Source organism: Variovorax sp. CF079, from assembly GCF_900101545.1.
GTDB lineage: Bacteria > Pseudomonadota > Gammaproteobacteria > Burkholderiales > Burkholderiaceae_C > Variovorax.
On record NZ_FMZU01000001.1, the window covers coordinates 377,071 to 396,883 of the forward strand.

Sequence of the window (19,813 nt, forward strand, 5' to 3'; positions counted from 1 at the left end):
GGGTCGTTCTGAACTCTGTATACAGAATACGACGAGCGGCGACGGCTGCGACCTGGGGCTTACCCCAGGCCGGGGATCAGGCCCGGATGCCGCCCGCGCTCAGATGCAGCACGCGGCCCGCACGCGCCGCGGCCGCCTCGGAATGCGTCACCAGCACCAGCGAAGCGCCGTGCTCGCGCGTCTGCGCCAGCAGCACGTCCATCACCTTCGCGGCGGTCTTCGGATCGAGATTGCCGGTCGGCTCGTCGGCCAGGAGCAGCGCCGGTCGATGCACCAGTGCGCGCGCGATGGCCACGCGCTGCAGCTGGCCGCCGCTCAGCTGCTGGGGCAAGCGCTCGCCGAGACCGCCCAGCCCGACCGCGTCGAGCATGTGCGCCACGCGCGCTGCGTCGGGTTGCGCGAGCAGCATCAGCGGCAGCGCGACGTTCTGCGCCACGTCCAGGTGCGGCAGCACATGGAAGGCCTGGAACACGAAGCCGACGTGTTTGCGGCGCCACAGCGCGCGCGCCTCGGCATCGAGCGCGCCGATGTCGATGCCGTCGTGCACGACGCTGCCGGCGTCCCAGCTGTCGAGCCCGGCCATGCAGTTGAGCAGGGTGGACTTGCCGACACCCGATTCGCCGACGACGGCGACGAACTCGCCCGGCGCGACTTCGAGCGACACCTGCTCGAACACGGTCGCGTCGCCGTAGCGCTTGGCCAGCTCGCTGATCCGCAGCGTCATGCGATCTCGCACACCTGCTGCACGATGCGCTCTATCGCATCGGGCGCCTCGGCCGCGATCACGCGGCGTTCGGGCATGCTGCGCAGCCAGGTGATCTGGCGCTTGGCCAGTTGGCGCGTCGCAGCGATGCCGCGTTCCCGCAGTTCGGCCATGGGAAAGAGGCCGTCCAGCGCCTCCCAGGCCTGGCGATAGCCGACGCTGCGCATCGAGGGCAGCTCGGGCGCGAGATCGCCGCGCGCGCGCAGGGCCCGCACCTCGTCGAGGAAGCCGCCCGCGAGCATCGCGTCGAAGCGTTCGGCGATGCGATGGTGCAGCCAGGCGCGCTCGGTGGGTTCGAGCGAGAAGAGCGCGATCGGCGGCATTCCGCCCGCTCCTTGCTCGGCGTGGAAGCTGGCCATGGTGCGGCCGCTTGTCAGCCACACCTCCAGCGCGCGTTGGATGCGCTGGCTGTCGTTGGGCGCGAGCCGCGCGGCGGTGACGGCATCGACTTCGGCCAGCCTGGCATGCATTGCAGGCCAGCCCAGCGCGGTGGCTTCGGATTCGAGCTGCCGGCGCACGGCAGGGTCGGCCGCGGGCATGGCATCGATGCCGTCGGCGAGCGCCTTGAAGTAGAGCATGGTGCCGCCCACCAGCAGCGGCAACCGGCCGCGCGCGCGGATCTCGGCGATGAGCCGCGTGGCGTCGGCCACGAAGGCGGCCGCGCTGTAGGGCTCGCGCGGATCGCGGATGTCGATCAGGTGGTGCGGCGCTTCCGCGCGCTCGGCGGGCGTGGGCTTGGCGGTGCCGATGTCCATGCCGCGGTAGACCAGGGCCGAATCGACGCTGACGATCTCGACCGGCCGCACGCGCGCGATCGCGAGTGCGGCCGCGGTCTTGCCCGATGCAGTCGGGCCCGCCAGCGCGACGTAACTTGCCCCCACGCTCGGCACTGGCGTGTCCTCGTTGCCCCCAAAGGGGGCGCTCACGCCTTGGGGCGGCCCAGCGGCGCTCGGCTCAATGCCCATGCGCCTCGCCGTACTTGCGCACCAGCGTCCAGGCGATCAGCGCGATGCACACGCTCCAGAACCACATGCCGAGCGCGAGCGGCATCACGGTGCCGTCCATGTGCGCGCCGAGCCAGCCGCCGATGCCGAAGGCCGCCAGCATCATCAAAAAGCCATTGAGCGCCGAGGCCGCGCCGGCAGCCTGCGGAAAGGGGCCGACCGCACCGGTCTGGCCGCAGGGCTGGTGCACGCCGTGCGCCAGCATGATCAGCGTGAGCGGTGCCACGATGGCGGCGACCGAGTGCACGCCGGCCAGCGCCAGCAGGCCCATCGCGCTGCCGCCGGTCAGCGTCAGCAGCGACGCGCGCGCCACGCTGCCGCGCACGCCGTAGCGCGGCAGCCAGCGCCGGCAGACGAAGGTGCCCGCGATGTAGGCGAGCGAGCTCCACAGCATCACCAGGCCGTACTGCGTCTTCGTGAGGCCGAGCACCTGGATGAAAACAAAGGACGAGGCGGCGAGAAAGGTGAAGAGCAGGCCATAGGCCGCCGTCGTCAGCGCCGAGAAGGCGAGGAAGGTCGGGTTGCGCAGCACCATTGCCCAGGTGGAGAAGAGCGTGGCCAGGCGCAGCGCATCGGGGTTGGGGCGCACCAGCGTTTCGCCGAAGCGCAGCGCGATCAGCGCGAGCGTGACGGCACCGAAGAGTGCCGGCGCCAGCAGCGCGATGCGCCAGCCGAACAGGTCGGACACCAGGCCGCCCACCGGTGCGCACAGGCAGGCGATCAGGCCGAGGCCGGTGAGCGCACGCGACATGACGCGTGCGCCGTCGGCCGGTTGGTAGAGATCGCGCACGATCGCGCGCGCTGCCATCACCGCGGCACCCATGGCCGCGCCCTGCAGCGTGCGCCAGACGATCAGCAGCTCGATCGACGGCGCGACGGCGCCGCCGAGGCTCGCCACCACATAGCCGCCCAGGCCCCACAGCAGCACGGGCCGGCGTCCGAAGCGGTCGGACAGCGGGCCGAACACGAGCTGCGCGCAGCCGAAAGCCAAGAGCAGCGCGCTCAGCGTGAGCTGCGCCTGCGACATGCGCGCGCCGAAGCCGCTGGTCAGGGCAGGGAGCGCGGGCAGGTAGAGATCGGTGGTGACGGGCTGGATGCCCAGCAGCAAGGCCAGCGTGAGCACGACCAGCGCGGGCGACATGGCCGTTGCACTCGGCGCTGATTGCGAGAGGGCCGGTGCGTCGGGAGGGGGCGGCATGCGCCCAAGGGTAACAAAGCCGGCGCGGCGGGCGCCGGCGGCCCTAAATCGCCTGGCCGGACGACTGGGCTTGCTGCTGCAGGACGGTCGCGGGCCCGGCCGGGGCCGGTGCGCTGCTGCTGCCGTCGCCGGCGGCCATCTCGGTCGGCGGCTCCTTCATGCGAAACAGCTGCGACAGGGCGGCGCGGTACTGCGCCTGGCCCACCGAACCGGTGCTGTGGTGCGAGCCGCCCTCGACCAGCACGAACTGCTTGGGCACCGTGGCCGCCTCGTAGAGCTTGCGGCCCAGGGTCGGGTTGATCAGGCTGTCGGCAGCGCCATGCACCACCAGCAGCGGGGCGCCGATGTTCTTGACCTTGCTGACCGCCTCGAAGCGCTGGGTGATGAAGGGACCGAAGGGCAGCCAGCCCCATTTGAAGCTGCTCACCACGTCGGCGATGGAAGTGAAGGTGCTCTCGACGATGGTGCCGCTCTCGTCGTTCACCCGCGAGGCCAGGTCGATGCCGATCGCGCCGCCCAGCGAGTGGCCGAAGATGTAGCGCGGCTGCTGGGGATGCCGTGCCGCGAGCCAGATCCATGCGGCGCGCGCGTCTTCGCGGGCCGAGTCTTCCGAGGGCAGCGCCTTGCTGCTCTTGCCGAAGCCGCGGTAGTCGATGGCCAGCACCGAGAAGCCCAGCTCGTGCATGCGCCGCATGCGCGGTGCCGAGCCCGCCACGTTGTAGCGCGCGCCGTGCAGGTAGAGCAGCACGGGCGTGTTGGCCGACTCAGGCGCGCCGCCGAGCCAGAGGCCGTGCAGGCGGGCCGGTCGGCCCGTGACGGAGGACTGGAAGTCGATCCAGACATGGTCCATGCCCTCGGTCATGGATTCGGAATTGCCCCAGCTGCGGTCGCTCGGCTGGAAGATCCATTCGCGCTGCCGCTCGTCGAGGGTGGAGCAGCCGGCCGCCAGCAAGGCGACCAGCGCTGTAGCGGATGCGAAGAGGGACCAGGATTTCATGGGCAAGGCTGAAAGACAGGTGCTCGGCCGGAAAGTTCAACAAAAGACTGCATGCAACGTGCGTGCCCGGTTTGTCGATGACCCCTGAAAACCCTCGGTTACGTGACCAACAGATGCCAAATGTGAGGAATTTGGCAGCTTTTCCCCGGCGCTCGCGGGTTCAGCGCCCGCGCATGAACAGCGAATCGAGCTCGCGGATCGAGACCTGGCGCCAGGTCGGCCGGCCGTGGTTGCACTGGTCCGAGCGCTCGGTGGCTTCCATCTGGCGCAACAGGCCGTTCATCTCGTCGATGGTCAGCCGGCGGTTGGCGCGCACCGCGCCGTGGCAGGCCATGGTCGACAGCAGCTCGTTCTGGGCCCGCTGCACCACGGTGCTGGCGTCGTGGTGGGCCAGCTCGGCCAGCACGCTGCGGGCGAGCTCCACCGGGTCGCCGTCGGCCAGGGTGCCGGGCACCGCGCGCACCGCCAGCGTGCGCGGCGAGAAGGGCGTGATCTCCAGGCCCAGTGAGGGCAGCACGGCGGCGCAGGCCTCGGCGGTCGCCACTTCCTGCGGCGTGGCAGCGAAGGTGGCCGGGATCAGGAGCGGCTGGCTCGCGATCGCGGCGCCGTCGAGCTGGGTCTTCAGCCGCTCGTAGACGATGCGCTCGTGCGCGGCATGCATGTCGACGATCACCAGGCCCTGGCTGTTCTCGGCCAGGATGTAGATGCCCTGCAGTTGGGCGAGCGCGCGGCCCAGTGGCCAGGCCTGATCGTCGTCGGTGGCCGGCGTGGGCTTGACGGGTGCTGCCGGAAGCGTGAAAGCCGTGGCCGGCGTCGCGGCGCTGTCGCTGCGCTCGCTGGGCCACATTGCGGCCGCGTCGCCCAGACCCCGTTCCGCGGCGAAATGGATCGCCGGCTGCGTCCACGAAGGCTCGGGCTGGGGCGAAAGCGGCTTGAAGAAGGGCTCGGCGGCCACCGCTGCCGCTTCGCCGGCCCGCGGCGCAGCCAGCGCATTCTCGATCGCGTGGCGCACCGCCTGGTGCACCTCGCGCCCGTCGCGGAAGCGCACTTCAATCTTGGTGGGATGCACGTTGACGTCGACGCGTGCCGGATCGATCTCGAGATAGAGCGCGTAGACCGGCTGGCGCTGGCCGTGCAGCACGTCTTCGTAGGCGCTGCGCACCGCGTGCGCCAGCACCTTGTCGCGCACGAAGCGGCCGTTGACGTAGAAGAACTGCTGGTCGGCGCGCGAACGTGCCGCATCGGGAATGCCGGCGCGGCCTGCCACGCGCACCGGGCCCGCGGCGTGCTCGACCGCCACGCTCTGGGCGACGAAGCCCTCGCCGAGCGTATCGGCCAGGCGCCGGTCGCGCGCATCGGCGGCGCGCCACTGCTCGACCAGCCGGCCTTCGTGCCAGACCGAGAAGCCCACATCGGGCCGCGCCAGCGCATGGCGCCGCACCGCCTCGATGCAGTGCGCGAGCTCGGTGGCATCGGTCTTCAGGAACTTGCGCCGGGCGGGCGTGGCGAAGAACAGCTCGCGCACCTCGACCGTGGTGCCGGCCGCGCGCGCCACCGGCCGCAGCTCGCCAGTGCGGCCGTCGAGCGCGAAGGCGCTGTCGGCCGCGTGGAAGCGCGACTGCAGGCTGAGCTCGGCGATGGCGTTGATGGCGGCCAGCGCCTCGCCGCGAAAGCCCATCGTGCCTACCGTCTCCAGGTCGTTCAAGCTGGCGATCTTGCTGGTCGCGTGGCGGCGCAGGGCCAGCGGCAGCTCGTCGCGCGGCAGGCCCTGGCCGTCGTCCTCGACCGAGATCAGCCGCACGCCGCCGGCCGAGAGTCGCACCGTGACCTGCCGCGCGCCGGCGTCGAGCGCGTTGTCGAGCAGTTCGCGCACCACCGAGGCGGGCCGCTCCACCACTTCGCCGGCCGCGATCTGGCTGATCAGTTCGTCGGGAAGTTCGCGGATCGGACGGCGCGCGGCCGGGGCGAGGGAGGAGGGGAGAGCGCTCACCGGGGCATTCTAGAAGGGGGCTCGCGAAGCTGCCCGGATAATGCGCGTCCATGGAAATCATCAGCTTCTTCATCGACTTCATCCTGCATGTCGACAAACATCTCGAGGCCTTCGTCGTCGCCTACGGGCCCTGGGTGTATGCGCTGCTGTTCCTGATCGTGTTCGTCGAGACGGGGCTCGTGGTGATGCCCTTCCTGCCGGGCGACTCGCTGCTCTTCATCGTCGGCGCGCTGTGCGGCGCGGGGCTGATGAGCTATTCGATCGCGGTGCCGATCCTCATCGTGGCCGCGATTCTGGGCGACCAGTGCAACTACAGCATCGGGCGCTATTTCGGGCCCAAGGTTTTCCAGTGGGAGAGCTCGCGCTTCTTCAACCGCAAGGCCTTCGACCAGGCGCATGCCTTCTACGAGCGCTACGGCGGCGTCACCATCATCCTCGCGCGCTTCATGCCCTTCATCCGTACCTTCGCGCCCTTCGTCGCGGGCGTGGCCGACATGACGCGCACCAAGTTCACGCTCTACAACATCGTCGGCGCGCTGTTGTGGGTGCTGGGCTTGTGCACGGCGGGCTACCTGTTCGGCAACATGCCCTTCGTCAAGGAACACCTCGACAAGATCATCTGGGCGCTGATCTTCGTGCCGGGCCTGATCGCGGTCTTCGGCGCCTGGCGCGCGGGCCGCACGCCTTCCTCGGTGCGTTGAAAACAAAAAAAGGCGCGTCCTCGGACGCGCCTTCGATCATGCAAGAGCCACGAGCTCAGTAGTTCGGGCCGTTGTAGGGGTAGTAGCCGCCACTGCGTTGTCCGCGGTAGTAGTTGCGCTCGTCGGCGCGGCGACCCACCTGGTTACCGATCAAGCCGCCGATGGCGGCACCACCCACGGTGCTGGCGGTATTGCCGCCGATCGCATTGCCGATCACCGCGCCGCCCACGGCACCACCGGCCGTGCCCCACTGCTCGTTCGGTCCCGCTGCGCAACCCGCCAGGGTCATGACGGTCGTGGCCGCTGCAGCCGTGATCCAGAGACGTGTCTTCATGGTGTCCACCTTTCAAACAGTGATGAAGACATTCTGTAAAAGCCCTGCGCCACGGGTGTAGGAGTCCGCCGCACCCCCTTGCCCGAGAGCATGCGCTGCATTCGTGCAACAAAGAGCGCGCGTTCCGCAGGCGGCGACGCATGGCAGGCGATTGCGAGGGCCGGCCAAGAAAGCTAGTCTGCGCGCATCGACGCATTCCCAGGAGGCAGCCATGGAGATCCGCAATCCTTCCCCCGGCCTCTACAACGAGGATCTCGCACCCGCCAAGGTGCGCAACTGGGGCGCCTTCAGCATCTTCAACGTGTGGACCTCGGACGTGCACAGCCTGTGGGGCTATTACCTGGCGGCCAGCCTGTTCCTGCTGTGCGGCAGCTTCACCAACTTCCTGCTTGCGATCGGGCTCGGTTCGCTGCTGATCTTCTTCCTCATGAACCTGATCGGCTACGCCGGCGAAAAGACCGGGGTGCCGTACCCGGTGCTGGCACGTGCGTCCTTCGGCGTGTGGGGCGCGAACCTGGCGGCGCTGGTGCGGGCCGTGGTGGCTTGCTTCTGGTACGGCGCGCAGACGGCGGCCGCGTCGGGCGCCGTGGTCGCCTTGCTGATCCGCAACGACAGCATGCTCGAGTTTCACAAGAGTACGCAGATCCTCGGCCATTCGGGCCTGGAGGTGGTCTGCTACGTGGTGATCTGGGCGCTGCAACTGCTCATCATCCAGAAAGGCATGGAGACGGTGCGCAGGTTCCAGGATTGGGCCGGCCCCGCGGTATGGATTGCGATGCTGATCCTGGCCATCGGCCTGTGCGTCAAGGCGGGCGGCTTCTCCTTCGACCACGGCATTCCGCAGGACGTGCTGCTGGCAAAGACCAAGGACGCCGGCGTGAGCGGCGAGCCGGGCTCCTTCTGGGCCTTGATGGCGGTGGCTGCGACCTGGATCACCTACTTCGCCGCGCTGTACCTCAACTTCTGCGATTTCTCGCGCTACGCCAAGAACAAGGACGCGGTGAAAAAAGGCAACCTTTGGGGCCTGCCGGTCAACCTGGTCGCCTTCTCGCTGGTCGCCGGCATCACGACCATCGCGGCCTTCAAGGTCTACGGTGAAGTACTGCTGCACCCGGAGCAGATCTCCGCCAAGTTCGACAGCTGGGTGCTGGCGCTGATCGCCGCCATCACCTTCGCGGTGGCCACGCTGGGCATCAACGTCGTCGCGAACTTCGTCTCCGCCGCCTTCGACATTTCGAACGTGTTCCCCCGGCAGATCAGCTTCAAGAAGGGCGGCTACATCGCGGCGGCGATTGCGCTGGTGCTCTATCCCTTCGCGCCCTGGGAGGGCAATGCCGCGAATTTCGTCAACGCCATCGGCGCCACGATGGGGCCGCTCTTGGGCGTCATCCTGGTCGACTACTACCTGGTCGCGAAAGGCAACATCAATGTCGCGGCGCTCTACGACGAGAACGGCGAGTATCGCTACGAGGGCGGCTGGAACGTCAACGCGCTCGTGGCCGCGGGCGTCGGCAGCGTGTTCTCGACCCTTCTTCCGAATTTCACCAGCCTGCTGCCGGCGTGGTGGAACACCTGCGGCTGGTTCTTCGGCGTGCTGATCGGCGGCGGCGTGTACCTGCTGATGGCGACCCTGCGGCCGCGCACCGCGGTCGCCGCAAGTGCAAAGGCCTGACCGCGGCAACGCGCGCTACAGCTGACGGCTGCGCGCCAGCGGCGGGTTCTGCGCAAAGTAGCGCTGGATGCCGCGCATCAGCGCGTCCGCGAGGTTTTCCTGGTACTCGACGCTCCGCAGCTTGGCTTCTTCTTCCGGGTTGCTGATGAAGGCGGTCTCCACCAGCACGCTCGGGATGTCGGGCGCCTTGAGCACCGCGAAGCCGGCCTGCTCGACCTGCGGCTTGTGCAGGCGCGCGCCGATGCCGCGGATCTCGCCGAGCATCGCGCCGCCGAGCTTGAGGCTGTCGTTGATCTGCGCCGTGGTGCTCATGTCGAGCAGGGCGCGCTGCACCTGGACCTCGTGCGTGCCCACGTTCACGCCGCCGACCTTGTCGGCCTGGTTCTCCTTGTTGGCGAGCCAGCGCGCTGCGCTGCTCGAGGCGCCGGTCTGGCTCAGCGCGAACACGCTGGCGCCGCGCGCTTCGGGCGTGGTGAAGGCATCGGCATGGATGCTCACGAACAGGTCGGCCTGCACGCGGCGCGCCTTCTGCACGCGCGTGCCCAGCGGCACGAAGAAGTCGGCATCGCGCGTGAGAAAGGCGCGCATCGGATTGCCGTTGACGCTGCTCCCATTGATGCGGTCGCGCAGCCGGTGCGCGACCTGCAGCACGATGTCCTTTTCGCGCGTGCCGTTGGGGCCGATCGCACCCGGGTCTTCGCCGCCGTGGCCCGGATCGAGCGCGACGATGATGATGCGGTCGGTGCCGCTCGCGGTCGCGCCGCCGTTGCGCGCGGTGGCGGAAGAGGGCGGCGAGAGGGGTGTCACCGGCGTCGTTCCCACCACGGGCGGCAGCGGCGCCGGAACGACCAGCGCCTGTGCGGGCGGCGAGGAAGGCGAGGGGCGCATCGACTGCTGCGCCATCAATTCGCCCAGCGGATCGACCGCCGGGGGCGCGGGAGTGCGCGGCGCGATGCCCGCGACGGTGCCGTCGCGGCCGGGGGCCTTGGGCGCATCGCGCAGCCGCTCGGCGATCAGGGCTTCCAGCGGATCGAGCGCCTGCTGCGGATAGAGGTCCAGCACCAGCCGGTGCTGGTAAGCGGCCACCGGCGCCAGCGAGAAGACCTGAGGGGCCACCGACTGCTTGAGGTCGAACACGATGCGCACCACGCTGGGCGCGAACTGACCGACGCGCAGGCCGTTGATGAAGGGGTCGTCGGGCTTGATCTTGCCGACCAGCTCGCGTAGCGCGGGATTGAGATCGATCCCGTCGATGTCGACTGCGAGACGCGGCGGACTGCCGACCACGAGCTGTTGCGAATGCAGGCGGCCGTCGGATTCGATGGTGACGCGCGTGTAGTCGGCCGCCGGCCAGACGCGCACCGCCACGATGGTGGCGCCGCGCGCGATCTCGTGCACGCCGAGCAGGAGGGCGATGCTGCCGCCCTGCAGCAGTACGCGTCGTTTCAGTTGGCCGGCTTTCATGCGCTGGCGGCGGCGAGCAACCGACTGCCGCGCGGCGTGTTCGCGTGCAGGGTCACGGTGCGGGTGTCGTCGATCATTGCTTCGATTTTAATAGCAAGGTCTGCAAGCGGAATGCGCCCTGCAGCGTTTTCGGGCCATTCCGCGAGTTTGAGGCCCGAACCCGCGAAGATGTCACGGAAGCCGGCATCGTCCCATTCGTGCGGATCGCTGAAACGGTAGAAATCGAAGTGGAAGATGGCCAGGCCGCCGGGCGCCTCGTGCGGCTCGACGACCGCGTAGGTCGGGCTCTTGATGCGCGAGCCGATGCCGAGCGCGCGCAACAGGTGGCGCACGAAGGTGGTCTTGCCGGCGCCGAGGTCTCCATGCAATGCAATGAACGCGTCAGCCAGGTCGGGCGATGACGCGAGTGCGCGCGCCAGCGCGTCGCAATCGTCTTCGCTGCGCCAGCGTTGCACGAGGCTTTGCGTTTCTACAATTGGCAGGTGATCGGCAGCCATCAACTCGTGAATCGGATTCAGGCCTTGGCCCGGGAGCTCGGATTCTCCCAAATCGGGATTGCGGGCGTCGATCTGTCGAGCGCGGAAGAGGGCCTCATGCGATGGCTGGCCGAAGGCTTCCATGGCGAGATGCACTACATGGCCGCACATGGCACGCGGCGCGCGCGGCCGGCCGAGCTGGTGCCGGGCACGGTGTCGGTGATCACCGCGCGCATGGATTACCTGCCGCGCAGCACGCCCGAGGATTGGCAGGCGGTGGAGTTCGACCGGCTGCGGCGGCCGGCGGAGGGCATCGTGTCAGTCTATGCGCGCGGCCGCGACTATCACAAGGTCATGCGCTCGCGCCTCGCGAAGCTGGCCGAGCGCATCGCCGACGAAGTGGGCCCCTTCGGCCACCGCGCCTTCACCGATTCGGCGCCGGTGCTGGAAGCCGAGCTGGCATCGCGCAGCGGCCAGGGCTGGCGCGGCAAGCACACGCTGGTGCTGGACCGCGACGCGGGCTCGATGTTCTTCCTGGGCGAGATCTATGTCGACATGGCGCTGCCGCCGAGCGCGCCGGTCACGGCGCACTGCGGCAGCTGCAGCGCCTGCATCGAGGTGTGCCCGACGCGCGCCATCATCGCGCCGTACCGGCTCGACGCGCGGCGCTGCATCTCCTACCTCACCATCGAGCACGCGGGGCCGATCCCGCTCGAACTGCGGCCGCTGATCGGCAACCGCATCTACGGCTGCGACGACTGCCAGCTCATCTGTCCTTGGAACAAGTTCGCCAAGAAGAGCGCGCTGCCGGACTTCGATGCGCGCGACGGGCTCACCGGCCGCCAGTTGGGCGAGCTCTTCGCGTGGACCGAGGAGGACTTCCTGCGCTACACCGAAGGCAGCCCGATCCGCCGCATCGGCCATGAACGCTGGCTGCGCAATGTGGCGGTGGCGCTGGGCAATGCCTTGCGTGCGGGCGACGAGGGGGCGCGCGAGATCCTCGCGACGCGGCGCTCGCATCCCAGTGCGCTGGTGCGCGAGCACGTCGAATGGGCGTTGGACTTCAGCGCCGCATGATCGCCGAGACCTGCGCCGTTCCCGCGTCGAGCGAACGCATCGAGTTCAGCCGCAGCGAGGCGTATTTGAGGACCGGATTGTTGATCAGCTTGCCGCTGAAATACCCGTTGAAGCGCGTGTCCTTGCAGTCGCTGATCGTGAGGTCGAGCGAGGCGTTGGCCGGCGAAACGAAGTCGACGCTCGAGCCCGTCATCGTGCATGCGGCGCCCGGTACCTGGCCGCGCACCGTGCCGTCGGGATCGATCTGCATCGCGCCCGCGTGGACCTCCGGCGGACCCTGTGCGCCGGTGTCCTGCTGGACCACGTAGAAAAGAAAAGGCCCGCTCCACGCACCGTGGTAGCGGGTGTGCTCCTGCGCCTGCGCCTGCACCGCCCCCGCGAGCAATGCTGCGACAACGGCCGGTAGGTAGCGCATCGTGCGATGGTAGCGACTGATGATGACGGTTCAGCGCGAGAGTGCCAGGGCGAAGGGCAGGCTTGCCACACCGAGCAGCGTCGACAGCGTCACGAGGCCCGCCACGTAGGCGCCGTTGTAGCCCATGCGCGCGGCCAGCACGTAGGCGCTCGACGCAGTCGGCACCGCGGAAAAAGTCATCAGCACCGCGGCCTGCGCGCCGCCGAGCTGCAGTGCGCCGGCCAGGCCCCAGGCGATCAGCGGCAGCACGAGATGCCGGATCGATAGCACCGACACCGCCAGCACCTTGCCGCGCGCGAGCGTCGCGAACTGCATGCCGGCGCCGGCCGCCATCAGGCCGAGCGCGAGCGATGCGGCACCGATGCGCGTGAGCGTCGGCTCGAGCCAGTTCGGCACGCTGAAGCCGAGCAGGTTGGCGACCAGGCCGCTGAGCGTCGCGATGATCAGCGGGTTGCGGATCAGCTGCCGCGCCAGGCCGGTCTGCGCATGCCGCGCCATCGGCCACACGGCGGCGATGTTGAAGAGCGGCACGCACACGCCGATCAGCACCGCGATCATCAGGAGCCCCGCGGGGCCCGCCATGCGGTCGGCCAGCGCGAGGCAGATGAAGGAGTTGAAGCGGAAGGCGACCTGCGCGCTGGCCGCGTGATCGCTGCGGTCGATGTGCGTGCCGATACCGGGCAGGAAGGGCAGCATGTAGGCGAGCGCGATGCCGGCCAGCCCGACGCCGACACCGGCCGTCAGCAAGTGCGAGGTGGCGCCGAAGTCGAGCGGGCTGCGCACGATCGAGTGGAACAGCAGCACCGGAAAAAGAAAGTAGTAGACCAGGCTCTCGACCTGGTCCCAGACGCGGCGGTCCAGCGGGGTGTAGCGGCAGAGCAGCCAGCCGCAGGCGATGAGGGAGAAGTCGGGGAAGAGCAGTTGGGCATAGTTCACCGGTCGAGGATAAACGGCCGATTTCCATGGGTTATCCACGAACTGGGGTGGTCACAGACCCGTTAGCATCCTGGCTTCGCTTTTTCGACCTCCAGGAGCTCTTCAATGCAACGTCGTCAATGGAATGCACTCGCCGGCGCCGCCGCGCTGGCGCTGATCGCCGGCCCCAGCTGGGCGCAGGGCTACCCGAACAAGCCCATCGAGCTGCAAGTACCCTTTGCGCCGGGCGGCACCACCGACATCGTGGCGCGCGTGATCTCCGAGCCGCTGGGCAAGGCGCTGGGCCAGAGCGTGGTGGTGATCAACAAGGCGGGCGGCGGCGGCATCGTCGGCGCGGCGGAGACCGCGCGGGTCGCGCCGGACGGCTACAAGCTCGGCGTGGCAACCGTGTCGAGCACGGCCGCCAACCCGGCGATCAACCCCAAGGTGCCCTACGACCCGATCAACGACTTCACGCCGATCATCAACATCGCGGCGACGCCGAACATCATCGCGGTGCACCCGAGCTTCCCGGCCAAGAACTACGCCGAGTTCGTGGCCGAGATCAAGAAGAATCCGGGCAAGTATTCGTACGCCTCCTCGGGCACCGGCGGCATCGGCCATCTGCTGATGGAGCTCTACAAGAACCTGACCAGCACCTTCATCACCCACATTCCCTACCGCGGCGCTGGTCCGGCGCTGAACGACGTGGTGGCCGGCCAGGTCCCGATCATGTTCGACAACATCCCGTCGGCGCTGCCCTTCATCAAGTCCGGCAAGCTGGTGCCGATCGTGGTCTCGGCGCCGCAGCGGCTGAAGGACCTGCCCAACGTGCCGACCTTCAAGGAAGTCGGGCTCGAGCCGGTCAACCGCATGGCGTACTACGGCATCCTCGGGCCCAAGGGCCTGCCGAAGGAAGTGGTCGACAAGATCAACGCCGGCGTGAAGAAGTCGCTCGAAGACCCGGCGGTGCGCAAGCGCATCGAGGACACCGGCTCGCTGATCGTGGGCAACACGCCGGAGCAGTTCGCCGCGCAGATCAAGGCCGAATACGAGGTCTACAAGCAGGTGGTCGCCAAGCAGAAGCTCACGCTCGACTAGGCCGACTTTCCTCGATCCAGAGCCGCCCGCGCCCCGGGCGGCTTTTTTCTTTTGCTATCTTGCACGGCATGACCGCGGCCATCGACACGCCCGAAATCGACGACTTCATCGACGCGCTGTGGCTCGAGGACGGCCTGTCGAAGAACACGCTGGCGGCCTACCGGCGCGACCTCGCGCTGTTCGCGCAGTGGCTCCAGGCCCAGCGCGGCAGCGCGCTGGACGCCGCGCGCGAAAGCGACCTGCAGGCCTACATGGGCGCGAAGCTCTCCGACAAGGGCAAGGCCACGTCGGCCAACCGCCGGCTCACGGTGTTCAAGCGCTATTTCCGCTGGGCCCTGCGCGAGCAGCGCATCGCCGCCGATCCGAGCCTGCGGCTGGCGCCGGCCAGGCAGATGCCGCGCGCGATCAAGACCCTGTCGGAAAAGCAGGTCGACGACCTGCTCGCGGCGCCCGAGGTCGACACGCCGCTCGGCCTGCGCGACCGCGCCATGCTCGAACTGATGTACGCGAGCGGACTGCGCGTGAGCGAGTTGGTTTCGCTCAAGGTGTTCGAGCTGAGCCTCAACGACGGCGTGCTGCGCGTGCTCGGCAAGGGCAGCAAGGAGCGGCTGGTGCCCTTCGGCGGCGAGGCGCGGCGATGGATCGAGCGCTATCTGCACGAGTCGCGCCCCGCCATCCTGGACGGGCAGCAGACCGCCGACCTGTTCGTCACCGCGCGCGGCGCGGGCATGACGCGCGTGATGTTCTGGATCATCGTCAAGAAGCACGCGCTGGCGGCCGGCATCCACGTGCCGCTGTCGCCGCACACGCTGCGCCATGCCTTCGCCACGCACCTGCTCAACCACGGCGCCGACTTGCGGGCGGTGCAGTTGCTGCTCGGCCATGCGGACATCTCGACCACCACGATCTACACCCACGTCGCGCGCGAGCGTCTCAAGCAGCTCCACGCGCAGCATCATCCGCGCGGCTGAGGTGCAGGGATTTGCTGCATATCGGAATGCCCTGACGCTCAGCGACATGATTGCGGCGGCATCAAAATGAATGCTCGCAAGGAGACGCAGCAATGAGTTGCAGGAAAGCATGGGCCGCCATGGTTCTCTTCGCGGCGGCTTCGGTGGCGCAGGCGCAGGCCGTGCCGAAGACCATCCGCATGGTCGTCGCCTATCCGACCGGCGGCGTCAGCGACATCGTCGCCCGCGCGCTGGCCGACAAGCTCGGCGCGCAGCTGGGCAGCACCGTGGTGGTCGAGAACAAGGCAGGCGCCAGCGGCACGATCGGCATGGACGCGGTTGCCAAGGCGGCACCGGACGGCGCGACGCTGGGCTTCTCGGCCATCAGCCCGCTGGTGCTGAATCCGCATCTGGGCAAGTCGCCCTTCGATCCGCAGAAGGACATCGCACCGGTGGCGAGCGTCATGTACTCGCCGGTGCTGCTGCTGGCCACGGAAGCGACCGGCACCCGCAACTTCCGCACCCTGATCGACGATGCGCGCGCCCGGCCCGGCGCGGTGCGCTGGGCTACTTCGGGCCTGGCCTCGCTCGGCCACATCGTGCTCGAGGAATTGCGTGCGACCGCGAAGGTGGACATCACCCATGTGCCCTACAAGGGCGGGGCGCAGCAGATGAACGATGCGCTGGGCGCGCAGTTCGAGATTCTTTCGATCAATGCCGGGCCCGCCGTCGCACCGCACATCCGTTCCGGCAAGCTGCGCCCGCTGGCCGTGGGGGCGCCGGCGCGGCTCGAAAGCCTTCCGAAGGTGCCGACGCTGGGCGAGCTGGGCTATCCGGAGGCCAACCTCACCTCGTTGTTCGGCGTGTTCGCCCCGGCCGCCACGCCACCGATCCTGATCGCCAAGTACAACGCGGAGATCAACAAGGCGCTCGCCAGCCCCGAGCTGCGCGCCAAGTTGACGGCCACCGACAACGTGCCGACCGGTGGCGGTGCCGAGGCCTTTGCCGACGAGATCGCGGCCGAGTACGAGAACAATGCGCGCATCGTGAAGGCGGCCGGTATCAAGGTGGACTGAGGCGACCTTTGCCGGCACGCGAGCCGGGCCTGCGTCCCGGGCTCATTCGGTCTTGATGCCGCCTTGGCGGATCACGCGCTCCCAGCGCTGGAAGTCGTCGGTCACCACGCGGTCCAGTTCCTTCGGCCCCCCACAGGCGGGAACGGCCCCCAGGCCCTTGAAGCGTTCCTGTGTCTCCGGGAGCAGGCAGACGGCCGTCATCTCGCTGGCCAGCTTGTCGATCAGCGCGGCCGGGGTCTTGGCCGGCGCCAGCAGCCCGACCCAGACCGGCACCTCCAGCCCTTGAACGCCGGTGGCCTCCGCCATCGTCGGCGCTCCATGCATGGCGCTCATGCGTGCTTTCGTGAAGGTGGCCAGAACGCGTGCCTTCTTGTCTTCCACCATCGGGTCGATCGAAGAGGTGCTGGTCACGATCGCCGCCACCTGTCCACCCAGCAGGTCGGTGATGGCGGGACTGCCGCCGCGGTAGGGTACATGGAGAAGCTTCACGCCCATGGACTGCGCGAACAGCTCGCCGGTCAGATGCGAGACCGAGCCGTTGCCGCTCGATCCGAAGCTGACCTCGCCGGGATGGGCCTTGGCATCGCGCACCAGGTCGGCCACGCTGGTGTAGGGGCTCTGCGCGCGCACCGACAACGTCATCGGCGTATCGGCCACCAACGCGACCGAAACGAGGTCGCGCCGGGGGTCATAGGGCAGCTTGGCATTGAGGTGCGGCGCGATCGAGATGGCACCGCCGGTGGCGAGCAGCACCGTGCTGCCATCGGGCGTGGCCTTGGCAACGGTGTCGGCGCCGATCACGCCGCCGGCACCGGCCTTGTTGTCCACGACGACCGGATAGCCCAGCCGTTCGGCAAGCTTGGTGCTCAGGTAGCGGGCCATCGCGTCCTGTGCGCCGCCGGCTGCAAACGGCACGACGATGCGCATCGTCCTGGCACCGGGGGCGGTCTGCGCCTGGGCCGAAACGCATGCCAGCGCCACCACCGTGGCGACGACACCAGGAACAAGACGAAGCTTCATCGGGCACTCCAGGGAATGGGAAGAAAAATGAATGGGCCGGGCCGGCGTCAGGGCGCGACGGGTTGTTGCTGGGGGAACACCGGTTCGCCCAGGTTCAGCATCAAGCGGTTGGCCCACGCGAAGATGGCGACCGAGTGAATCAGGTCCAGGATCTCCGTCTCGTCGAGGCCGGCGTCTTTCAGTGCGCGCATGCTGTCGGTCGACACCTGATCGGGCGCAGCGGTCAAGGCGATGGAGAAGCGCGCGATCGCCTGCTCGCGCGGTGTGGTGCCGGCCGTGTGCGGGTCGTCGAAGACCTGCGTGATCACGTCGTTGCGCTTGGCCAGCTGCTCGAAGCGTTGCGCATGCACCGATGCACAGTAGACGCAGCCGTTGATGCGCGACACCACCGTGGCGCCGAGCTCGCGTTCAGCGCGCGACATGCCGCCGGGCGCGTACATGATGGCGTTGAACGCGGTCGAGCGTTGACGCAGGATTTCAGGCTGGTGCACCAGAAAGAGGTAGTAGTCGGAGACCTTGGCCTTGGGATGGCTTTCTTCCAGTACCGCGATCTGCTCGGGCGTGGCCTGGTCCAGCGTCACGACGTCGAGCCAGGCGCTCCAGCCCAGCGTTTCGTTGGTGAAGCCGTGCGATCGGATGATGCCGTTGCTCATGCGCCGGCCTCCAGGCTCTTCATCGCCTTCAGACCTGCCGCCAGCCGCGTCTGGTACGAGAGGAACGCGATCAGTTGCGACAGGGCCACCACGGCCGGCGTGGCTACGCCGGCGGCCGGCAGCGCCTGCACGGCCACACGGTCGCCTTCGACCGGACGCTCGATCAGCGTACGGGTGAACGTGAGCAGTGCTTGCAGGCGCGCATCGCCTGCGCCTTGGGCCGTGCCGCCTGCCACCGCCTCGATCAGCCCGGCTTCGGTGCCTTCCGCCTGCAGCCGCTCGCGGTAATGCGCGGCCAGTTCGGGGGCCGGCGTCAGGCGGCATGCATACAACGCCACCAGCAAACGCTCGCGCAGCGAGAGGCCCGGCAGCGCAGGGTCGAACAGCGCGTCGTAGCTGCCCTGGGTCGCGGCTGCCACCTTGTCGCGCTGGTGGCGCAGCGCATGGGTGGCGCTGCCTTGCCCTGCGGCGTCGAGGCCGACGATGCGGTCGACCAGGTCCTCGGCCGGGTTGTAGGAGGTGGATGAGCTCATGTGCGTTGTCCTTCTTCGATGGCGGGGGAATCGGCCGGTGTCCATTCGTTGCCCAGCAGCTCGGGCTCGTCGTAGGCTTGCAGGCGGGTGTAGTGCATCTCGATGTCTTCGCGGTAGAGCAGGCTGGCAATGCCTTGCGCCAGCCGCTTCGCGCCATCGCTGATGGCGGGGATGTCGCCGGAGACGGTGCCATGCGTCAGCGCGGCGGGGTAGCAGAAGCAGTGCACGCGCGAGAGGCCGGGGCAGGTGCCCGGCCGCCTTTCCTGCAGCTCGAACGCGGCGCCCAGGTCGGGCGAATCCGCGAGTTCGGCGTCTTCCTCGCCGGCCGGCGGGGTGTAGCGGTCTTTCCATGCGCGGATGTGCGGCGCCAGCGCTGCAAACTCGGGCCGCGCATGCCAATCGATGCGGAAACCGGTCGACAGGATCAGGAAGTCCAGCGTGAACAGGCCCTTGGAGGTGTACGCCTTCAACAGCCCGTCGGTCCACTGCACATCGAGAATCGCGCAGCCGAGGTTGAAGCGCGCATTCGGATGTTGCGACACGCGCAAGGTGCTGCCCTGCGGCGGCGGGGTCTGCTGCACGTTGATGTAGTGGCGGATGCGCCATTTCCATGCGTCGGGCAGGTCCAGAAAGCCGTGCGTCATGCCGGCGTTGCCCGCGCCCTTGCCCTTGTTGACGCGCGGGATGTCGGGGCGGCGGATCAGCAGGTCCACGCTGGCCGCGCCGGCTTCCAGCGCGGTTGCCGCGCTGTCCATTGCCGAGGCACCGGCGCCGATCACGCCGACCCGCATGCCGGCCAGCGTTCGGTAGTCCATGGCATCGGACGAATGGGCCCAGCGTTCGGGCGGCAGGAGGCGTGCGAAGGCCGGGACCCAGGCGCCGCCCAGGCCGTCGCGGCCGGTGGCCAGCACTACGCGCCGGGCCAGGACCGTGCCGCGCCCGTCGGGCGATTCGATATCCAGGGCCACCAGACCATCGGCGCGCGGCAGCACGGCGTGAACGCGGTGCTGGTTGCGGACGTCCAGTTCCAGTACGCGGCGGTACCAGCGCAGGTAATCCATCCATTGCAGGCGGGGGATCTTGTCGAGCGCCTCCCAGGCAGGCAGGCCGAACTGGGCCTCGAACCAGGCGCGGAAAGTCAACGACGGCAAGCCCAGCGCCGGGCCGGTCAGTTGCTTGGGCGAGCGCAGCGTCTCCATTCGGGCCGTGGTCGCCCATGGGCCTTCGAAGCCTTCGGGGGACTGGTCGAAGATCGGCGCCTTGATGCCCAGTTGCAGGAGCGCCGCAGAGGCCGCCATGCCTGCCATGCCGCCGCCGATGATCGCTACCGGCAGCACATCGCTGCCCTGGTGCGGAAGGGCGATCACCCAATCCTTGGACGGCAGATCCAGCCAGGCCAGGTCCTGGCGCACGCGTGCTTCCAGAGCGGCCAAGCCGGGAGTGAGGGGTTGTGTCATGAAGGAATCTTAGAGGG

At 68.6% G+C, this 19,813-nt stretch carries 20 protein-coding genes; 6 read left to right on the top strand and 14 right to left on the bottom strand.

The features are described 5' to 3' along the window. Nucleotides 1-76: 76 nt before the first annotated feature. The 5 genes from BLS74_RS01965 to mutL all read right to left on the bottom strand — a co-directional run bounded on the left by BLS74_RS01965 (nucleotide 77) and on the right by mutL (nucleotide 5,952). Nucleotides 77-724: an ABC transporter ATP-binding protein gene (locus tag BLS74_RS01965; protein WP_093102507.1), complete on the bottom strand. Its 648-nt coding sequence runs from the start codon at nucleotides 722-724 to the stop codon at nucleotides 77-79. Continuing rightward, a complete protein-coding gene (gene miaA / locus BLS74_RS01970; protein WP_244503709.1) occupies nucleotides 721-1,689 on the bottom strand; it encodes a tRNA (adenosine(37)-N6)-dimethylallyltransferase MiaA in 969 nt (322 codons plus the stop codon). The genes BLS74_RS01965 and miaA overlap by 4 nt, the downstream gene beginning before the upstream one ends. A 28-nt stretch (nucleotides 1,690-1,717) precedes the next feature. Next, a complete protein-coding gene (locus BLS74_RS01975) occupies nucleotides 1,718-2,965 on the bottom strand; it encodes a multidrug effflux MFS transporter (RefSeq protein ID WP_212733606.1) in 1,248 nt (415 codons plus the stop codon). A 43-nt stretch (nucleotides 2,966-3,008) separates the two neighbouring features. After that, a complete protein-coding gene (locus BLS74_RS01980; protein ID WP_093102511.1) occupies nucleotides 3,009-3,962 on the bottom strand; it encodes an alpha/beta hydrolase in 954 nt (317 codons plus the stop codon). A gap of 160 nt (nucleotides 3,963-4,122) precedes the next feature. Then, complete coding sequence (gene mutL / locus BLS74_RS01985; RefSeq protein ID WP_093102513.1) at nucleotides 4,123-5,952, bottom strand: DNA mismatch repair endonuclease MutL; 1,830 nt, start codon at nucleotides 5,950-5,952, stop codon at nucleotides 4,123-4,125. Between the two features lie 50 nt (nucleotides 5,953-6,002). On the opposite strand from mutL, the gene BLS74_RS01990 reads away from it, so the two are divergent. Beyond that, a complete protein-coding gene (locus BLS74_RS01990) occupies nucleotides 6,003-6,653 on the top strand; it encodes a DedA family protein (RefSeq protein WP_093102514.1) in 651 nt (216 codons plus the stop codon). A 55-nt stretch (nucleotides 6,654-6,708) separates the two neighbouring features. On the opposite strand, the gene BLS74_RS01995 is transcribed toward BLS74_RS01990, so the two are convergent. After that, entirely contained in the window at nucleotides 6,709-6,987 is a 279-nt protein-coding gene (locus BLS74_RS01995; RefSeq protein ID WP_093102516.1) for a glycine zipper domain-containing protein, read from the bottom strand. Nucleotides 6,988-7,198: 211 nt separating this feature from the next. Between BLS74_RS01995 and BLS74_RS02000 the strand changes: the two genes are divergently transcribed. Then, a complete protein-coding gene (locus BLS74_RS02000; RefSeq protein ID WP_093102517.1) occupies nucleotides 7,199-8,659 on the top strand; it encodes an NCS1 family nucleobase:cation symporter-1 in 1,461 nt (486 codons plus the stop codon). Between the two features lie 15 nt (nucleotides 8,660-8,674). Here the strand turns inward: BLS74_RS02000 and BLS74_RS02005 are convergent, their stop codons facing one another. After that, nucleotides 8,675-10,123 (bottom strand): N-acetylmuramoyl-L-alanine amidase, encoded by a 1,449-nt coding sequence (locus BLS74_RS02005; protein ID WP_093102519.1) that lies wholly within the window; start codon nucleotides 10,121-10,123, stop codon nucleotides 8,675-8,677. Further along, nucleotides 10,120-10,620: a tRNA (adenosine(37)-N6)-threonylcarbamoyltransferase complex ATPase subunit type 1 TsaE gene (gene tsaE, locus BLS74_RS02010; RefSeq protein WP_093102521.1), complete on the bottom strand. Its 501-nt coding sequence runs from the start codon at nucleotides 10,618-10,620 to the stop codon at nucleotides 10,120-10,122. The genes BLS74_RS02005 and tsaE overlap by 4 nt, the downstream gene beginning before the upstream one ends. Between tsaE and queG the strand changes: the two genes are divergently transcribed. Further along, nucleotides 10,606-11,676 carry a tRNA epoxyqueuosine(34) reductase QueG gene (queG, locus tag BLS74_RS02015; RefSeq protein ID WP_093102523.1) on the top strand — a complete coding sequence of 357 codons (1,071 nt, stop codon included), beginning with the start codon at nucleotides 10,606-10,608 and terminating at the stop codon, nucleotides 11,674-11,676. The two genes, tsaE and queG, sit on opposite strands and share 15 nt — an antisense overlap. Here the strand turns inward: queG and BLS74_RS02020 are convergent. After that, nucleotides 11,663-12,091, bottom strand: a complete 429-nt coding sequence (locus tag BLS74_RS02020) for a hypothetical protein (protein WP_139191612.1) — start codon at nucleotides 12,089-12,091, stop codon at nucleotides 11,663-11,665. The genes queG and BLS74_RS02020 overlap by 14 nt on opposite strands. A 30-nt stretch (nucleotides 12,092-12,121) precedes the next feature. Continuing rightward, nucleotides 12,122-13,027, bottom strand: a complete 906-nt coding sequence (locus BLS74_RS02025; protein ID WP_093102526.1) for an AEC family transporter — start codon at nucleotides 13,025-13,027, stop codon at nucleotides 12,122-12,124. A 105-nt stretch (nucleotides 13,028-13,132) separates the two neighbouring features. Between BLS74_RS02025 and BLS74_RS02030 the strand changes: the two genes are divergently transcribed. The 3 genes from BLS74_RS02030 to BLS74_RS02040 all read left to right on the top strand — a co-directional run bounded on the left by BLS74_RS02030 (nucleotide 13,133) and on the right by BLS74_RS02040 (nucleotide 16,133). Further along, nucleotides 13,133-14,107: a tripartite tricarboxylate transporter substrate binding protein BugE gene (locus tag BLS74_RS02030; protein WP_093102528.1), complete on the top strand. Its 975-nt coding sequence runs from the start codon at nucleotides 13,133-13,135 to the stop codon at nucleotides 14,105-14,107. A 68-nt stretch (nucleotides 14,108-14,175) separates the two neighbouring features. After that, nucleotides 14,176-15,078 carry a site-specific tyrosine recombinase XerD gene (gene xerD, locus BLS74_RS02035; RefSeq protein WP_093102530.1) on the top strand — a complete coding sequence of 301 codons (903 nt, stop codon included), beginning with the start codon at nucleotides 14,176-14,178 and terminating at the stop codon, nucleotides 15,076-15,078. A 119-nt stretch (nucleotides 15,079-15,197) separates the two neighbouring features. Continuing rightward, nucleotides 15,198-16,133 (top strand): Bug family tripartite tricarboxylate transporter substrate binding protein, encoded by a 936-nt coding sequence (locus BLS74_RS02040; protein ID WP_244503710.1) that lies wholly within the window; start codon nucleotides 15,198-15,200, stop codon nucleotides 16,131-16,133. 42 nt (nucleotides 16,134-16,175) lie between these two features. Here the strand turns inward: BLS74_RS02040 and BLS74_RS02045 are convergent, their stop codons facing one another. The 4 genes from BLS74_RS02045 to BLS74_RS02055 are packed head-to-tail and all read right to left on the bottom strand — an operon-like array spanning nucleotide 16,176 to nucleotide 19,796. Further along, a complete protein-coding gene (locus BLS74_RS02045) occupies nucleotides 16,176-17,153 on the bottom strand; it encodes a Bug family tripartite tricarboxylate transporter substrate binding protein (RefSeq protein WP_093102533.1) in 978 nt (325 codons plus the stop codon). A 47-nt stretch (nucleotides 17,154-17,200) separates the two neighbouring features. Next, a complete protein-coding gene (locus BLS74_RS34920) occupies nucleotides 17,201-17,806 on the bottom strand; it encodes a peroxidase-related enzyme (RefSeq protein WP_244503711.1) in 606 nt (201 codons plus the stop codon). Continuing rightward, nucleotides 17,803-18,339: a CMD domain-containing protein gene (locus tag BLS74_RS34925; protein WP_244503712.1), complete on the bottom strand. Its 537-nt coding sequence runs from the start codon at nucleotides 18,337-18,339 to the stop codon at nucleotides 17,803-17,805. Before BLS74_RS34925 ends, BLS74_RS34920 begins: the two co-directional genes overlap by 4 nt. Beyond that, complete coding sequence (locus BLS74_RS02055) at nucleotides 18,336-19,796, bottom strand: flavin-containing monooxygenase (RefSeq protein WP_093102534.1); 1,461 nt, start codon at nucleotides 19,794-19,796, stop codon at nucleotides 18,336-18,338. The genes BLS74_RS34925 and BLS74_RS02055 overlap by 4 nt, the downstream gene beginning before the upstream one ends. Nucleotides 19,797-19,813: the final 17 nt, after the last annotated feature.

Excerpts from the sequence above, each read along its gene's own strand:
- BLS74_RS01995 (WP_093102516.1), bottom strand. The coding sequence starts at position 6,987 with ATGAAGACACGTCTCTGGATCACGGCTGCAGCGGCCACGACCGTCATG.
- BLS74_RS02030 (WP_093102528.1), top strand. The coding sequence starts at position 13,133 with ATGCAACGTCGTCAATGGAATGCACTCGCCGGCGCCGCCGCGCTGGCG.
- BLS74_RS02005 (WP_093102519.1), bottom strand. The coding sequence starts at position 10,123 with ATGAAAGCCGGCCAACTGAAACGACGCGTACTGCTGCAGGGCGGCAGC.
- BLS74_RS01990 (WP_093102514.1), top strand. The coding sequence starts at position 6,003 with ATGGAAATCATCAGCTTCTTCATCGACTTCATCCTGCATGTCGACAAA.
- BLS74_RS02045 (WP_093102533.1), bottom strand. The coding sequence starts at position 17,153 with ATGAAGCTTCGTCTTGTTCCTGGTGTCGTCGCCACGGTGGTGGCGCTG.
- BLS74_RS34920 (WP_244503711.1), bottom strand. The coding sequence starts at position 17,806 with ATGAGCAACGGCATCATCCGATCGCACGGCTTCACCAACGAAACGCTG.
- BLS74_RS02040 (WP_244503710.1), top strand. The coding sequence starts at position 15,198 with ATGGTTCTCTTCGCGGCGGCTTCGGTGGCGCAGGCGCAGGCCGTGCCG.
- BLS74_RS01975 (WP_212733606.1), bottom strand. The coding sequence starts at position 2,965 with ATGCCGCCCCCTCCCGACGCACCGGCCCTCTCGCAATCAGCGCCGAGT.
- BLS74_RS01980 (WP_093102511.1), bottom strand. The coding sequence starts at position 3,962 with ATGAAATCCTGGTCCCTCTTCGCATCCGCTACAGCGCTGGTCGCCTTG.
- xerD (WP_093102530.1), top strand. The coding sequence starts at position 14,176 with ATGACCGCGGCCATCGACACGCCCGAAATCGACGACTTCATCGACGCG.
- BLS74_RS02000 (WP_093102517.1), top strand. The coding sequence starts at position 7,199 with ATGGAGATCCGCAATCCTTCCCCCGGCCTCTACAACGAGGATCTCGCA.
- tsaE (WP_093102521.1), bottom strand. The coding sequence starts at position 10,620 with ATGGCTGCCGATCACCTGCCAATTGTAGAAACGCAAAGCCTCGTGCAA.
- BLS74_RS34925 (WP_244503712.1), bottom strand. The coding sequence starts at position 18,339 with ATGAGCTCATCCACCTCCTACAACCCGGCCGAGGACCTGGTCGACCGC.
- BLS74_RS02055 (WP_093102534.1), bottom strand. The coding sequence starts at position 19,796 with ATGACACAACCCCTCACTCCCGGCTTGGCCGCTCTGGAAGCACGCGTG.
- BLS74_RS02020 (WP_139191612.1), bottom strand. The coding sequence starts at position 12,091 with ATGCGCTACCTACCGGCCGTTGTCGCAGCATTGCTCGCGGGGGCGGTG.
- BLS74_RS01965 (WP_093102507.1), bottom strand. The coding sequence starts at position 724 with ATGACGCTGCGGATCAGCGAGCTGGCCAAGCGCTACGGCGACGCGACC.